The sequence below is a fragment of the Bacteroidota bacterium genome, from assembly GCA_018692315.1.
GTDB lineage: Bacteria > Bacteroidota > Bacteroidia > Bacteroidales > JABHKC01 > JABHKC01.
On the sequence record JABHKC010000012.1, the window covers coordinates 1 to 16,012 of the forward strand.

The 16,012-nt window shown below is 31.7% G+C and carries 14 protein-coding genes and 1 other RNA gene; 5 read left to right on the forward strand and 10 right to left on the reverse strand.

Annotated features, from left to right (window positions below; all coding sequences use genetic code 11):
- Nucleotides 1–236: 236 nt before the first annotated feature.
- Nucleotides 237–743 (reverse strand): shikimate kinase, encoded by a 507-nt coding sequence (locus HN894_00595; protein MBT7141804.1) that lies wholly within the window; start codon nt 741–743, stop codon nt 237–239.
- A 172-nt stretch (nt 744–915) separates the two neighbouring features.
- Here HN894_00595 and HN894_00600 point away from each other — a divergent pair, with 172 nt between their 5' ends.
- Nucleotides 916–1,305, forward strand: a complete 390-nt coding sequence (locus HN894_00600) for a methylglyoxal synthase (GenBank protein MBT7141805.1) — start codon at nt 916–918, stop codon at nt 1,303–1,305.
- Nucleotides 1,306–1,505: 200 nt separating this feature from the next.
- On the opposite strand, the gene HN894_00605 is transcribed toward HN894_00600, so the two are convergent.
- On the reverse strand, nt 1,506–2,846 hold the full coding sequence (locus tag HN894_00605; protein ID MBT7141806.1) for a glucose-6-phosphate isomerase: 1,341 nt from the start codon (nt 2,844–2,846) through the stop codon (nt 1,506–1,508).
- Nucleotides 2,847–2,889: 43 nt separating this feature from the next.
- On the reverse strand, nt 2,890–3,543 hold the full coding sequence (locus HN894_00610; GenBank protein MBT7141807.1) for a Crp/Fnr family transcriptional regulator: 654 nt from the start codon (nt 3,541–3,543) through the stop codon (nt 2,890–2,892).
- A 532-nt stretch (nt 3,544–4,075) separates the two neighbouring features.
- Between HN894_00610 and HN894_00615 the strand changes: the two genes are divergently transcribed.
- The 4 genes from HN894_00615 to HN894_00630 are packed head-to-tail and all read left to right on the forward strand — an operon-like array spanning nt 4,076 to nt 6,900.
- On the forward strand, nt 4,076–5,314 hold the full coding sequence (locus HN894_00615; protein MBT7141808.1) for an NAD(P)/FAD-dependent oxidoreductase: 1,239 nt from the start codon (nt 4,076–4,078) through the stop codon (nt 5,312–5,314).
- Nucleotides 5,315–5,325: 11 nt separating this feature from the next.
- A complete protein-coding gene (locus tag HN894_00620) occupies nt 5,326–6,003 on the forward strand; it encodes a DUF1641 domain-containing protein (GenBank protein ID MBT7141809.1) in 678 nt (225 codons plus the stop codon).
- A 60-nt stretch (nt 6,004–6,063) separates the two neighbouring features.
- Nucleotides 6,064–6,375 carry a TusE/DsrC/DsvC family sulfur relay protein gene (locus HN894_00625; protein ID MBT7141810.1) on the forward strand — a complete coding sequence of 104 codons (312 nt, stop codon included), beginning with the start codon at nt 6,064–6,066 and terminating at the stop codon, nt 6,373–6,375.
- 18 nt (nt 6,376–6,393) lie between these two features.
- On the forward strand, nt 6,394–6,900 hold the full coding sequence (locus HN894_00630) for a hypothetical protein (GenBank protein ID MBT7141811.1): 507 nt from the start codon (nt 6,394–6,396) through the stop codon (nt 6,898–6,900).
- A 60-nt stretch (nt 6,901–6,960) separates the two neighbouring features.
- Here the strand turns inward: HN894_00630 and HN894_00635 are convergent, their stop codons facing one another.
- The 7 genes from HN894_00635 to HN894_00665 form a co-directional block, all read right to left on the reverse strand.
- On the reverse strand, nt 6,961–7,239 hold the full coding sequence (locus HN894_00635) for a hypothetical protein (protein ID MBT7141812.1): 279 nt from the start codon (nt 7,237–7,239) through the stop codon (nt 6,961–6,963).
- A 52-nt stretch (nt 7,240–7,291) separates the two neighbouring features.
- On the reverse strand, nt 7,292–8,899 hold the full coding sequence (locus HN894_00640; GenBank protein ID MBT7141813.1) for a S41 family peptidase: 1,608 nt from the start codon (nt 8,897–8,899) through the stop codon (nt 7,292–7,294).
- Between the two features lie 324 nt (nt 8,900–9,223).
- The gene (locus HN894_00645; GenBank protein ID MBT7141814.1) at nt 9,224–9,805 is read right to left on the reverse strand and encodes a helix-turn-helix transcriptional regulator; all 582 of its coding nucleotides are present in this window, start codon (nt 9,803–9,805) and stop codon (nt 9,224–9,226) included.
- A 2-nt stretch (nt 9,806–9,807) separates the two neighbouring features.
- The gene (locus HN894_00650; protein MBT7141815.1) at nt 9,808–10,527 is read right to left on the reverse strand and encodes a hypothetical protein; all 720 of its coding nucleotides are present in this window, start codon (nt 10,525–10,527) and stop codon (nt 9,808–9,810) included.
- Nucleotides 10,528–10,643: 116 nt separating this feature from the next.
- A complete protein-coding gene (locus tag HN894_00655) occupies nt 10,644–12,491 on the reverse strand; it encodes a tyrosine decarboxylase (protein MBT7141816.1) in 1,848 nt (615 codons plus the stop codon).
- Between the two features lie 317 nt (nt 12,492–12,808).
- An RNA gene (gene rnpB, locus HN894_00660) (RNase P RNA component class A) lies at nt 12,809–13,169 on the reverse strand.
- A 49-nt stretch (nt 13,170–13,218) separates the two neighbouring features.
- A complete protein-coding gene (locus HN894_00665; protein ID MBT7141817.1) occupies nt 13,219–15,777 on the reverse strand; it encodes a hypothetical protein in 2,559 nt (852 codons plus the stop codon).
- Nucleotides 15,778–16,012: the final 235 nt, after the last annotated feature.

Consider the following 16,012-nt stretch of genomic DNA (forward strand, 5'->3'; position numbering starts at 1 on the left):
ATTTTTATAAAATAATTTATTTTTGATGATATTTCTATTTTCTTTCATGCAGTAAATGCTTTTGTATTAGACAAATGAAAAAAATAGAAATATCGCAAAAAGAGATGTTTTTAATTTTGAACTGTTTTCTTAGAGGCACTACATATAATATCAGCTTAAGCAAAAAGCAAAAAGTGGAAAATTTGAAAAGACGCACAAAATTGGATTTATGTTATTATTTCAATACACTATATTTTCTAAACAAATCTGATAATTTGGGAAACAAGTTCGGGGATTTTTACATTTTTTCCATCAAGACAAATTTTTGCTTTTGCGTAATAAACTTCTCTAATTTTTAATGTGTCAGAAATATATTTGGTCAAATCTTTTTCCGACTTATTTTGAATTAAAGGTCTGCTGGTTTTAGATTTTGTAAGCCGGCTAAATAAAATTCCGGGATTGGTTTTTATATAAATTGTAATTCCTGTACGATTCATTTGTTCAATATTATCGTGAAAACATGCTGTTCCACCGCCGGTTGCTACTACAACATTTTCGAGATTGAGGATTTCGTCCAGCGAATTTTTTTCCATATTGCGAAATTCCAATTCTCCATTTCTTCGAAAAATTTCAATTATTGATTTATCGAATTTATTTTCAATATAAACATCCAAATCAATAAATCGGAAATCTAACTTTTTTGCAAGCTTTTCACCAATTTTTGTTTTGCCGCTGCCCATAAATCCTATCAAAAATATTTTCATTTTAGAAATTTATTTTAAGCCTAAAATTGATTCTGAGAATTATGAAATTCCATAAAATAAAACAAATAAACATTTTTTTAGTGGATAAAATAAATTTATCGCTGATAAGTTTTATTTTTGCAGATTGGTTTTCAATTTATTTGAAGAATGGAAATATATTAAATTTTTAGTTATGAAAAATATTGCGATAATAGCACATGATAGATTAAAAGATAAAATTGTGCAATTTTTAAGAGAAAGAGAAGATTGGATCAGACAGGTAAATATTATTTCTACCGGTAGAACTGCCGAATTTGTTGAAAGTAAAAAGGTTGCAAATGTTCAACATTTGCAAAGAGGGCGATCGGGTGGATATAACGAAATTTCAGAAAAAATAAAAAAAGGCGAAATTGATATTGTAATATTTTTCAGAGATTTTGAGGTTGATACTCATCACGAAGATATTCAGAATTTACTTTCTACTTGTAATAAATACGATATTCCTCTTGCTACGAATTATGCAACTGCCGAATTGTTGATTATTGGATATTTAAGAAAACAAATGGCTGAAAAAGCCAATTAGTGTTGTCTAAAAAATAAACTTTAAGTGAAGTTAAGAGCCAGTTATTTTGCTGGTTCTGAAATTTCCGTGGACTTCTAAAAATAGTAAATTTCAAGGCGTAAGAAATTTCAAAACCGTAGTTTACTAATGTAAATGAGGATTTTGAAATTTTGAAACAACGAAGAAATTTGCATTTTTAGAAGTCCCTTTCCTATAAAGAATTAAAGTTTGTTGAGAATTTCAGCAGTTTCTTTTTCGTATCCGGGTTTTTTCAAAAGTGCAAACATATTTCGCTTATAATCTTCAACTCCAGGTTGATCGAAGGGATTAATTCCAAGAGTATAACCACTTAAAGCACAAGCTTTTTCGAAAAAATAAATCAATTGCCCAAGATAATACTCATTGATTTCAGGTAATTCTATTTTGATATTTGGAACTCCGCCATCAATGTGAGCAATACTTGTTCCAAGCTCCGCCATTTTGTTTACTTCATCAACTCTTTTTCCGGATATATAATTCAAACTGTCAAGATTGGCTGCATCTTCAGGAATTATTAATTTGTGTATGTTTTGTTTGACTGAAATTACTGTCTCGAATAGGTTTCTTTTACCATCCTGAATATATTGCCCCATCGAGTGCAAATCGCTTGTGAAATTGACACTTGCCGGGAAAATTCCTTTTCCTTCCTTGCCTTCGCTTTCGCCAAAAAGTTGCTTCCACCATTCGGCAATAAATTGTAATTTAGAATTGTAGTTCACCAAAATCTCAATTATTTTTCCTTTTTCGTATAGTGCGTTTCTTGCGGCTGCATAAACGGCTGCCGGATTTTTTTCAAATTTAGTATCTTTATGGCATAGCTGTTCCATAAATTTTGCACCTTCAATAAATTGTCTGATATCGAAACCGGCAAAGGCAATTGGAATCAATCCAACAGGAGTTAAAACGGAATATCTACCACCAACATCATCAGGTATGATAAAAGTTTTATAAGATTCTTCTTCTGCCAATTTTCGTAAAGCACCTTTCGATTTATCAGTGATTGCAACAATTCTTTTGCCTGCATCGGTTTTGCCATATTTTTTTTCGATATGTTGTTTTAAAAACCTAAAAGCAATCGCCGGTTCGGTTGTAGTTCCCGATTTTGAAATTACGGCAATTGCATACGATTTTTTATTCAGAAATTCGAGCAATTCGAAAAGGTAATCTTCTGAAATATTGTGGCCTGCAAATACAATTTTTGGCGAATGTGGTTTTTTGTTGCTTATCTGAAAATCTGGTTTGAGGGCTTCGATAATAGATTTTGCCCCAAGGTATGAACCTCCAATTCCGATAACAACAAGTACTTCAATTTTATTTTTGAACAATGCCACGGTTTCCTCAATTTCCGTAATTTCTTTTTCTGTAATTGCTGAAGGAAGGTTGTGCCAGCCTAAAAAATCGCTGCCTGCTCCGGTTTTGTTACTTAGCAAATTGTTGCTTTTTTCAACTTTTTTTGAGTATTCAGAAATCTCATTATTGGTAACGAAATCTGAAATTTTATTGATATTTAATTCAATTTTCATGTTTAGTATTTTATTGATAAAGATTTTTTATTGTAAAATTTGTTCACCCATGCAAAGATATCTGCTCCATTTTTTTTATATCTATGATTTCTATAAGTTTTCCATATATTTTTATGATTTTGTCTTTTCTGAATTCTGATAAGGTTCGAATTACATTTTCGGTAGTCATACCAATAAATTCGGCAATTTCTTTTCTTGAGATTGGCAAATCGAACTCGTGCGAGTAAAAAACTTCGTTTGCAAAATAAAGCAGAATAAATGCCACTCGTCCAGGCAAATGTCTTTGGCGAATTTCTATTGATTGTAGAATTATCTTGTCGGAAATTGTGCTCATTTTCCTAAGAAGTCCCATTGAAAACGAACCGTTTGTTTTAATTAAATCTCTAATTTGTTTGAAATCGAGAATGCAAGTTGTTGAATCAATTAGTGATACAACAGAATAATTATAGCACGAATCTGAAAACACGCTTAATAAATTTACAAAATCTAAAGGTTTAGCTATCGTAATGATTTGCTCTTTCCCTGAGGAAGAAATCCGAAATAGCTTTACCAGTCCTTTTTTAAGGTAAATGAAATTTTCTATTACTTGTCCTTTTTCTACAATAACACTTCCTTTTTTGTATTTTGTTTCAGTTTTATTAGAACACATTGCTTCAATATCGGTTGCACCTACATTTTCAAAAAAAAGGTCTTTCATTTCACACTTTTCGCAGTTGCAATTTGCAATCATATTTTTAAGTTTTCAAAAAAATAAAATATCAAAAATAAGATAAATTATGTAGTAATAAATTGGGAATTAAAAATAATGTAAGTAATCAGTGTCAGAAACTTGAAATTAATATTATGCTTTCTCTTTGTGAAACTCTATGTCTTCTTTGTGATTCTCTGTGAAACAGCTATTACACAAAGTTGCTTAGAGAAGCACAAAGTTGCACAAAGATTAAAAAGAAATTATTTACAATCCATATCATTATAACTTTTCAGTACACTGATTAGATGAAAATGATAAATGACATTCTTTTATGAATCAGAGTAAAATATTATTTCCTACACCTCAAAATAATTTTAGCCTTTAAGTCAATAAAAAGCAGTTTCGTCATCGGCGATTTTCAAATGGCAATTTTATGATAGTTATCATATTATGATAATTATCATAAGCAAAAGTTTTCGATATTGAACTACTGCACGTATTTTTGAGAAGTGTTTTATTAATAAAATTGGAAAATATTATGAAAAAACTACTAATTTTAGGAGGAGGAACCGCCGGAACAATGATGGCAAACAAGCTTCGTTTGGCACTAAATGTTGAAGAATGGGAAATCACAATTGTCGATAAGCATAAGACTCATTATTATCAACCCGGATTTTTGTTTATTCCTTTCTCAATATACAACAAGAGCGATGTAATTAAGCCAAAAAGCGATTTTTTCCCAACAGGTGTAAAAGTGATATTTTCGAATATTGACAAAATTGTTCCTGAAGAAAGCAAAGTGCTAATAGAAAATGGGCAGGTTCTTAGATATGATTATTTAATAATTTCAACAGGAACAAAAACAGTACCTGCCGAAACTCCTGGACTACAAGATAAACTGTGGAGAAAAAGTATTTTCGATTTTTATACAATCGAAGGAGCACTTGCTTTGCAGCAATTTTTCAAATCGTGGAAAGGAGGTCATCTGGTAATGGCAATTTCCGAAATTCCATTTAAATGTCCGGTAGCTCCGCTCGAATTTGTTTTTCTTGCCGATGCTTATTTTACAAAAATGAATATTCGCGACAAAGTAAAAATAAGTTTAGTTACTCCAATGTCAGGAGCATTTACAAAACCGGTTGCAACAAAAATGCTGAGTGAACTTCTTGAGGATAAAAATATTGAGGTTATCCCCGATTTTTACATTGAGCGGATCGACAACGAAAACAAAAAACTAATTTCTTACGATGAAGAAGAAGTTCCGTTCGATGTTCTGACAATAGTTCCCGTAAATATGGGAGACGAAATGATAGAAAGAAGCGGAATGGGCGATGATATGAATTTTGTCCCTACCAACAAAGAAACATTGCAATCTAAAGACCACGATAATATTTTTGTTATTGGCGATGCGTCAGATATTCCTACATCAAAAGCCGGATCGGTGGCGCATTTTTCAGGCGAGATTTTATTCGAGAATATTTTGTGTGCAATCGAAAACCGCCCATTCACAGCCAAATTTGACGGACATGCAAATTGTTATATCGAAACCGGTTTTGGAAAAGGTGCTTTGATTGATTTTAATTACGATACAGAACCATTGCCGGGGACTTTTCCATTGCCGGGAATTGGACCTTTCGGATTGTTGAAAAACACAAAAATTAATCATTACGGAAAAGTTATGTTTCGATGGATTTATTGGCATATGTTGCTGAAAGGCAAAGAATTGCCTATAACGGCAGAAATGACAATGATAGGAAAGAAAAAAATCATGATTTAAATTGAGTTGCTATGGATGATGTTAAAACCCAGATAGATACACTAAATGCAAAAGTTGATTTAATTTTGGATTATGTGAATCAGCAGCGTCTGAAAACAGCTGCTGTTGATGATTTATTAAGCGATTTGGCGATAGTTGGAAAAGATGTTTACGATTCAACAGTAGAAGAGTTGGACAATGCAGCCGTTGAAATTGATCCTGAAGATTTGCGAATTCTTGGAATCAAACTGATTCGAAATATTAAAAACTTTATCAGTCTTATTAATTCATTCGAAAGTTTGTCCGATTTTGTTAAAGATGCTTCACCAATTTTCAATGAGCTAATAATTGATTTTACTAACAAACTGAACGAATTTGATAAAAATGGATATTTTGATTTTTTCAAAGAAGTAATTACAGTTTTTAATAATGTAATTAATCATTTTTCGACTGAAGATATGCACCAGCTTGCCAATAATGCTGTTACTATTTTAGAAACTGTGAAATCGTTTACACAGCCTGATATGTTGAAATCGGTGAATAATGCAATGCACATTTTCAAAAATATGGAAATTGAAAATGTTCCTGAATATTCTTTATGGAAACTGATGAAAGAAATAAATAAGCCGGAAATGAGGCGAGCTTTGGGTTTTATGGTGGTATTTATAAAAAATGTGTCGAACTCCCAGAACCAATTGAATGAGAAATGAAAAAAAGTTTTACGCAATCGTAATTCAAAATAAAATACATATTAACTTAAAATAATAATTATGGCAGAGAAAAATTATGCAGGATTGTCGCTCGAAGTAAACGACGAGGGATACCTACTCGATCATGCTCAATGGTCGAAAGAAATTGCTGTTGAAATAGCAAAAGAAGAAAATATTGACTTAGACGAAGATCATTTTGCGGTGCTCGATTTTATTCGCGAAAAGTATATCGCAGGAGAATCTCTAACCATCCGAAAAGTTGGAAAATCAGGAATTGTAGATATTAAAGGATTGTACAAGCTTTTTCCTGGAGGTCCTTTGAAAAAGTCGTCGAGAATTGCAGGAATTCCGAAACCAAGTAGTTGTGTTTAAAACTTAAAAAATAGAAATATGAGTAAAGAAAGTGATAATGCACCTTTAAAAAAAGTGTGTATAATTTGTGCGAAAGGCGCAATAGAGGATGTTTATGCAACATTAGTTCTTGCCAATGGTGCTGTAATGGAAGGTATTGAAGCAAAAGTATTTTTTACTTTTTTCGGCTTGGATGCGATTACAAAAAAACAAATGGGCAAAATTAAAACTGCTACAGTTGGAAATCCAGCTATGAGAATGCCGGGCGGCCTTCCTTTTCCTTCTTTGATGGGAATTATTCCAGGAGTTGAAGCGGGAGTTTCGGCAATGATGAAAAGCGAAATGGACAAATTGGATATTCCGCCGGTTGATGAATTTTTAGAAATGATTACAGCAGGTGGTGGAGAAATTTATGCTTGCAAACTGGCAATGGATATGTTCAAACTGAAAAAAGAAGATTTGTGGGAAGGAGTTGATAGTGTTCTGACTGTTGGCGATTTCTATGGATTGTGCAGTGGAAATAATACTCAGATAATTTTCACATAGTGGCTTTTCATTGAGAATTTGTCAGATATTTTACTTCAGGAAAGTCTGTTATAGGCTATTTCATTTTCTGTCAGAAAATAAGGGCAATGTAAAATTAAATTTGCTGCCCTTATTCAGCTTGCTTTCAATAAAAATATCGCCACCATTTTTTGCAATAAATTCCCTACACAGAATTAAACCAAGTCTGGTTCCAGTTTCTCCTAAGGTTCCTTTGGAAGAAATATTTTGGTCTATTTTAAAAAGGTTATTGAGGTTTTTTTCTGAAATTACAATGCCAGGTCCGATATCGAAATATGACAAAAGTTCGATACTTATTTGTAGGCAATAGTAAAATTTCATCAATGAAAAAATTATAATATGAATATGGAAAGTTCGACAAACTATTTAAAAATTATTTTCCTGAAAGGACTTTTTTGTACAGTTTTTTGTCAGACAAAACTTTAATTGCTTTCTGAAAAACAAGATCTTCTTTGTTTACAATTTGATAATATTCGGTTAAATCAAATACATTTAAAGCAATAAGAGCAATAATTCTATTTCTTATCTTAGTTTTTGACCGCTGAAATTCTTTTTCATTGAATGAAATCTCATTTTTTTTTGCAATTACTAAAAAATCTCCGAACATTTCTTCAGAAATATCAAATTCAGCTATATATCTATCGAATGTAGGATAGGCTTGTTTAAACAATTCTCTATTTTTGTTGGCATAATTCAACGAATAAAGATTAATTATGCCTTTGTCTAACAATTCTTGATAATAATTTGTATATACATTTGTATCAATTGGTATAAAAATGTCTGGCATTATGCCACCGCCACCATAAACCGTACGTTTGCTAATAAGAGTTTCAAATTTCAGAGAATCTGGAAAATGAATGCTATCCTTGTTTAATAGTTCTCCATGATTATAACGCTCTATCAATTCGTGATTATAATCTTCGTTTCCATTGTTGTATGGTTTTTGAATTGACCGACCGGATGGTGTATAATATTGAGCAATTGTTAGACGCAATTTCGATCCGTCTGGCAAACTTAAGGGGCGTTGAACAAGTCCTTTACCAAAGGAGCGTCTTCCAATAATTACTCCTCTATCCCAGTCTTGAACAGCACCTGCAACTATTTCGCTGGCAGAGGCAGAACCTTCATTTATTAATATTGTTAGACGACCATTTTCGAAATAGCCTGATATATTAGCCAATTTTTCTTCTTTCAAACTATGTTTTCCTTCAGTGAAAACTATAAGTTTTTCTTCTCCGATAAAATGGTCGCAAATGTCCACAGCAGTTTTTAAGTAGCCTCCACCATTGCCCCTAATATCTAATATTAGATTTTCTATTCCGTGAGCGAGAAAATTGCTCATCACTTTGTTGAATTCGTTAACTGTGGTTGCCGAGAAGTTGTTCAATTTTATGTATCCGGTTTTATTGTTAACCAGATAGGAGGCTTCGATGCTTTTTATAGGCAATTTTTCTCTTCGTATTGTAAAATTTAGCAAACTATTAGAACCAAATCGTTTTATTCCTATATTAAGTTTTGTTCCGGCTATACCTAAAAATTTTAGTCTGGCATCGAATTCGCTTAGTCCGATTCCAGCAATATTTTCATTTTCAAGAAGAATTATTCTGTCTCCCGGCAAAATGCCATTTTTCGCTGCTGGTCCACTTTTTAAGGTATTTATTACGTAAAGAGTATCATCTAATATTTGAAATTGAATTCCAATGCCATCAAAATTTCCTTTCAAAGGTTCTTCAATCATTTTTACATTCTCTTTTGAAATATATTGTGAATGCGGATCAAGATCTTCAAGCATACCTATTATTGCATTTTCAACAATTTCTTCCTCGCTCACACTATCGATGTATAGGTCTTGAATATAAGAAAATGCTTTGGTAAGTTTTCGTTTTTGTAGCTGTTCTGTTTGAGAATGAAGAAGATTTAAAAAAATAATATTCACAATAACTATTATGAAAAATGTCTTTTTAAAATTATTCAATTGCATAATATCTCTATTTAAAATACAAAGATACCTTTTATTAATTGATTATTGAATATTGATTATTGGCTATGACTATTGCCTAATGAATATTGATCCATGCTTGTGCGGATTTGCAATCTGTGTGTCAAGTACAGTTACCCATTGCGGTGTTTCTAAAAAAATATCTACCCAACCAAACTGTTCATGGTGAAAAATTATGCTTCATCAGGTTCATGGGTTTTGTATTTATCTGACATTTAGCAAAGATCAATATTTTTCCTAACAATTATGGATTATTCGTGTTGTTATATCTACGGATTGCATATCCATAATAGCGAGATTTTATATCTAAGTCTTAAAATCAGGAATCGTAATTATTTTGTTTACTACTGCATAAATTGTTAAACCCGAAACCGATTTAATTCCGGTTTTGTGAGTAATATTTTTGCGGTGAGTCATTACGGTGTGTGTGCTTAAAAACAATTTATCGGCGATTTCTTTATTAGAATTTCCTTCGACAATAAGTTTCAGAATCTCAGTTTCGCGATCGCTTATTGTGTCTATGGCTTTTGCTGTGTTGGCTTTATTTATTTTAATCTGATTATTGATTTTAGAATTTAGACTAAAAGTATCGTCGTTGATGTATATTTTTTCGTCAAATTTATTTAGTAATGATTCATCAAAATAGTTGTAAATCAACGCAAACCATTTTATGTGTTGAAATTCGATTTGTACTTTTTTAAATGTTTTTACGCTATTCAAAATAAAAATCGGATTTATAATAATTAAATCTGTCTGCAGCTTGTTTGTTTTCAAAATAAAATCATCGAATGAAGAAACTTGAGATATATTAAATTTTCTGCTATCAATCAGTTTCGATAATCCTGTGAAAATTATTTCAGATGGTTCAATAATAATTAACTTATTCACAACTATGCTTTTATTGTTTCAAGTTCCATTTTTTCGACAAAGGGAATTAAAATATTGTCTTCTATTCTTGAGTGAATGTTCAAGTCATATTCCAAATCAAATAAATCAAAGAGAATTTTTCGTCTGATTATTTTGTCGTGCTTTTGATGCAAATATTTAATTAGCAAGCTTTTTAGGTCTTGCAGTTTTTCTTCTATATCTTCATGGTGTTCTTTGTATTCTATTACAGAATAGTTGCTCGATTTTGCAGTCTTTTTCGCATTTTTAATATTGTCAATCATTTCTATAATAAAAGGAAAAACTACACGATTTTCGTAATTGATATGTTCGCTCACTTCCTTTAAATATTCTTCGTAGAAATTTGCCAGAAGCTGAATCTGACTTTCGTCATTTTCACTAATCATAATTTGAATATTGTTTTTTATCTCAGGAAATTTTTCTTCTAAATAATACCTGTGAGATTTTTTCAAATAATTGATAATGTCCTTAATATCAGTGTAGCTGAAATTGTCAATACTGTCTCCTTCTACATTATTGTAAAGATTTGAAATAGTGATAAATACTTGTGGATTTATTTTCGCTTCTAAGCAAACTTCAGCAATAGTTTTCTCAGAAAATCCCAAATCTATTCCAAGACGCTCAATCACAAATAGTAGCAAATGATTGTTAAAAACAACATCGGACATTTTCATGTCTTCGTATATATTTCGACTAAAGCTCATAATTATTTAATATTTTTATTGCAAAAGTATTAATTTTCAAATATTTGATCAGAAAATTAAATTTATGAAGCATAGAAAATTGCTGCCAATAAATAATTTATTGGTTTCATACTTTTTTATTGAATTTCGTTCAAAATCTTCTCAAAGCACTCGAAAAGTTTCGAGAGGTAGTCTATTTCTGTAAAATCTAAAGTCAGATATGGACTCATAATTGTTGAACGAAGCACAAATACTTCTTGAGTTTTTTTCCATTCGTTTTCGGAGATCGATAGTTTTTCGAGGAAGTGTAAAGGAATGTCCTTATAATCTGCGTAAGAGAACGAAGTTGATGATATCATAAATTCGTATTGTTGTGCAAATTTTCCGGGTTTATAATACAATTTTTCTTTTACGTCTCTATTTAATTGGTTCATTTGCTTCAGGCTTGTGTTTCCAACTTCATTGAAAGCATACATTACAATATTTGTATCGGGTTTCACAAGAGGTACAATTTCGTATGATTTTTCTCCAATTTGAAATAAATATTTGTCTAAAATCATATTGTACAATCTCAAAGCACCTTCAATTGATTCGCCAATTATTTTTCCGTAGCCATTAAGGTTTAAACCAACAACTTTGTTTGCAGTCCATACTGCTGCCGCTGCTGCTCCCGATTTAGAGCCTTCGAGAATATAGCTCCCGAGCAATAGCGGATTTTGATATTCGTTGCCTTCCTCGAAAATATATGGTGCAAAATATGAAACAATATTCCTCACTCGCTTGTCGCGAAAAACTATGGCTCCTGCCTGATAAGGAATATATCCTAATTTATGAGGATCGATTGTTACCGAGTCAACATCTTCGAAAGATTTAAAAGCATTATATATTTCTATGGGTGGATAATTGTACGATTCAGCAATTATATCTTTCTCGTGCAAAGAATGTCGTAAATCTGCATATGGTAAAAAATTGTATGATTCATCGATAAACAAACTTCTAACATATCCGCCATAAGCTCCATCAATATGGATGTAAAATGAGGTTCCTTTTTCTTCAAATTTTTTACGTAAAGCAACAATTTCATCAATTGGATCGACAGATCCTTCTTCGGTTGTTCCTACAACCCCAACAACAGCCAGGATATTTTCGTCATTATCAACAATTTCTTGAATTTTCTCCTCAAGGTCATTTATGTCCATTCTATAATTGTCGGTTACTTTCACTACAACAAGATTGTTTGCTCCAATTCCCAATATATCCACCATCTTATCCCACGAGTAGTGTCTTGTTCCCGGAACCAAAATTTTTCCAATTTCAAATGATTTGACTCCTTCGCCCCGAGCTGAATGTTTTTTTATTAGCTCGAGATCATTGTTTAACTTTCCAATCAATTCGAGTGTTTTTCTTGGCGAAAAATTCATCAACATTTTATCAGTCATTCCTTCAAACAAATCGGGTTTCACTTTTTTTATTGCGAGAGGTATTGATTTTAAATTTCGGGCAATCCATAGTGCCTCAATATTTGCAACAGTACCGCCCGATGTTATATGCCCAAATGCCTGATTTTTATCGAAGCCCAACATTTGAGCCAAGTCAATCCCAACCTGAAGTTCGAGCTCAGTAGTTGCAGGAGAGGCCTCCCATGCAACATTGTTTGGGTTGTATAGCATCGTGAGAATATATGCCAAATGTGCTGGCATGAGCAGGTCTGAAACCATATGTCCCAAATATCGCGGAGAATGCCAGGGTAGCGAACTTTGCTTTAGTGCCGAGGACAATTGTAGGAGTGTTTCCTGAATTTTTTGTTGAGTGATGATGAAGTTTTCTTCGCCTTGATCTTGTAAAGTTATGCTTTGAGTGTCGTTTGGGTGAAAATTCCTTCGCCAATGAATATGTTCATCTATCAAAAAATTTAGTATTTCTTTAAAAAATTTGTGATTCTCTGCTTGTGGTCCAAGAAATAAGGCTTCAAAATTCATAATCATTCAGTTTTTGTTTAAATTATTCAAAAATAGACTTTTTTCTGTATAAAAAAAATGATAATTATTTGACTTTGACTAAATGTATGAATTCTATAAAGGGAAATTCTAAAAATACAAATTTCTTCGTTGTAAAAGTATTAAATAAACTGTGGCTATCGCAACTTTTACGCCTTGAAAATAAACAAAATAACTTCGTGCATTTTGAATGCTTCATTTTCCCGATAACTATCGGGATTACAAACCCTTAGTAGGATATTTGTTTTTAATTTGCTCATGTCCATAAAGATTTATTTTTATCAAATGTAAGACAAATTATCTAAAAAAGTAGCAGACCTATAAGCCGGATTCTGTTTCCCAAAAAAATGAGCTTCTATCATTTGTCTAAGGTGTGGTTCGCACCAAACCTTTAGCGACCTACCCCTCGGCAACGAACGAGCAGCCCTTAAATGCCGATATACATGGTCTTGCAACCCAAAAGGCACACAGCTATTGCAGTCGCCTGCAATACTGGTGAGCTCTTACCTCGCCTTTTCACCATCATCCTGACTTTGCAGCCAAGACAGTCATTCTCTGTTGCACTACTATACCCTTGCGAGCATCTTCTCGTTAAGAAGCATGGTGCTCTATGTTGTCCGGACTTTCCTCCTCAAAAAATATTGCGGCGATAGAACAGTCTGCTACATTTGCAAAAGTACAAAAGGAAATTGAAAATTGTAATTATTTTTTTCTGTCAATCCTTTATAATTCTTTTCATCTCTTCAATAGAACGGGCTTCTTTTAGTTTGTCGTTCAACATTGGAAGAACTTGTCCGGAAGCTGAATTTAGGTTTTCTAAGATATTTTCTAACTCTTCGCCAAGCATTGCTTTTTTGTCAATACTTGTTTCTTGCTCATAGGCAGAAAATAGGGTTGAATATAGTTTTTTGCCTCTTTTATAAATGTATTTTGCCTGACTATCGTTTTTATACTTTATTACAAATTTTGTGTTTTTGTCTTCAATGGAATTGGAAAGGGATTTTAGAACTTGATATTTTTCGTTAAGGATTTCTAATTTTATCATCAATCCATTTCCTATTTTTATTTTTTCTTCTACATAACCAGCTTGCATATAGGCTTTTTTTGTTTTCCGAAGAGGCACAACATGCGATTTGTGAAGAATCGAAAAATCTTTTAGATAGTTTTTGTCAATCGATTTGTAGCTTAAATCTACTTTCTGATAAATTCCGTTTAAAGTTTCGTGAAGAGTAATCATTTTATCTAATTTTGCAATTAGTTTTTCTCCCTCTTTAAGCTTTTCTGAGATTGTCGATATCTTGTTATAGAGCTTATATTTATCTTTATTTTCGTCAAGTTCAGTTTTTGAGATTTCCTGGAATTTCTCGTCATATTTGCTCTCGCATTCTGAAAATCTATTTTTTATTGTGTCAATTTGATAGTTTATAGTATCGAAATATAAAGTGTAATTTTCAATGGAAGATAATATTTGGTTTCCTTTATTAATTCTGTTTTGTATTTCGTAGGTTTTTAAGAAAATTTTAAAACTTCCTTCCAGTTCTTTTACTCCAACTTTATAAATATCTGGAAATTTTTGTTTGTATAACTGCTTGATAGCCGGGAGTTTACTTTTAATGTTATCTTCTTGTACTGAAATATTGCTGTAGTTTTCAGATAAAACAATCGATTTTTCATATAAAGTTTCTCCTATTTCTAACTTTAGTTGAAGTTTAGAAATTTTTTCGTATTGCGAAATTTGTTTTGATAGTGGAACAATTTCAGCTTTATAAATTTTCTTGTAGTTCTGTTTATATTTGGCAGCCAGGCTTTCAAAATCGTCCGAAAGAGATTTATTATATTTTTTAATTGTCTCAAAATTAGCTGAAAGATTTTCTAATTCCTCAACTAATTTTGCACCGGCAAATAATTTACTTTCAGGCGAATTGTCTTTTTCATATATTACTTTTTGTGCTTCTATTTTTGGAATTTCATAGCTATAAATCGCAGGAAATTGGCTTAAATATTTGTTTCTGATATTTTCAAAGTTTTTATCAATTTTTTCGTCAAATTCTATAAACAAAATAAGTGCACTATCAAGGAAGTAGAGGGCTTCCAATAAATTTTTAGCTATCAACAATTTGTCGTTAATTTTTTCTGAAAATTTGTATTTAGTATAACTTTTTTCGAGTTCAGGGAAAAATGTATTGTATAAAGTGTCATAATGATTTTTGTATTTTTCTTCTAAGAAACTGTATTTTTCACTAATTGCTTCTTCAATAAATAATAGTTCATTATATGCAAGGCTTGCCTCTTCAATTTGTGGAATTAAATTTTTGCCAATTTGAATTCTATCTGCAACCGAGCTACTTTTTGTGTAAATAATAAATTGTTCGTTAATTGCATTAAATTGATTTTTGATAAAATCTGGAAAATCACTCAAATTTTGAGTAAATATATCTGTATAAATGTCATTTATAATAGAATCAACGATTTCAATTTCATTATATAAATATTCGAGAGAACTAGCCAAATATAAAACCTCGTAAGCAATTTCGTTTTTGGTGGTTAGCTTTTTTGAACCAATAAATGCTTGTAGAGAATCTTCTAATTGACTAATTTCGCTGCTAAAAGCTTGTGAATAAATACTGTTTTCAATTTGAGATATTTTTTCTTCAATGCCTGTCATCCTTTGTTTTAAATTAAAAGTGATGTCGCTATTTTCGAGAAAATCTATTTGAAGAAGCAAAAGTTGTTCGCCAACAGGAAATTTCTCATCCTGATAGTCTAAGGAACTATAAAATTCATATTTAGAAACTACTCTATCCAGTTCAATACAAATTCCAATATCGGATTCGTCTTTTCTTTTTTCAATTTTGGTATTTAATCGGGAAATCAATTCTGTTTGATAATTGAAAGGATTGGGATTGAACTCATCATTTAAAATGTATTGAATTCTCTCCAACCTGTCATTCCCATCGTAAATGAATTTTACACCCGTAAAACTTTCGTTATTATTATAACTACCATATGATTCATAAAGACCCATCAAACTTTGTTCTAACCATGTTCCTGTTTTTTTTCCGGCATCGTACTTGCCCGATAAAATCAAATTTCCTCCAACAGAAAATAGCTGATAGTCGCCATGTTTCATTGTGCTATCATCATCGCCAACATAATAGGCTTCTTTTAACTTTGTTTTCTCTTCACCATCGTAATATGTTTTGATGAGACGATTCTGGCTGCTCATATTTAGCCCAATAGCCAGCAACAAAAACAATGTAAATACTCTTTTCATAAGCTTAAAACTAAACAGTTTAAAAAAGTTATAAAGATAGCTTTTAAAAAATTATGATAAAGTTTTGTTTATCATTTTACAAATAATGACTTTAACAAAGCCACCTTTAATATTTTAAAAATATAGAAATAAAACTTAAGTTCGCAGAGGGCTCGATAATAGAGGCCGATTGAACATTGGAGCTGCTAAGCCCCTGACAAAGCGTGGTCTGAGCATGTACTGAAAGTATTATTGG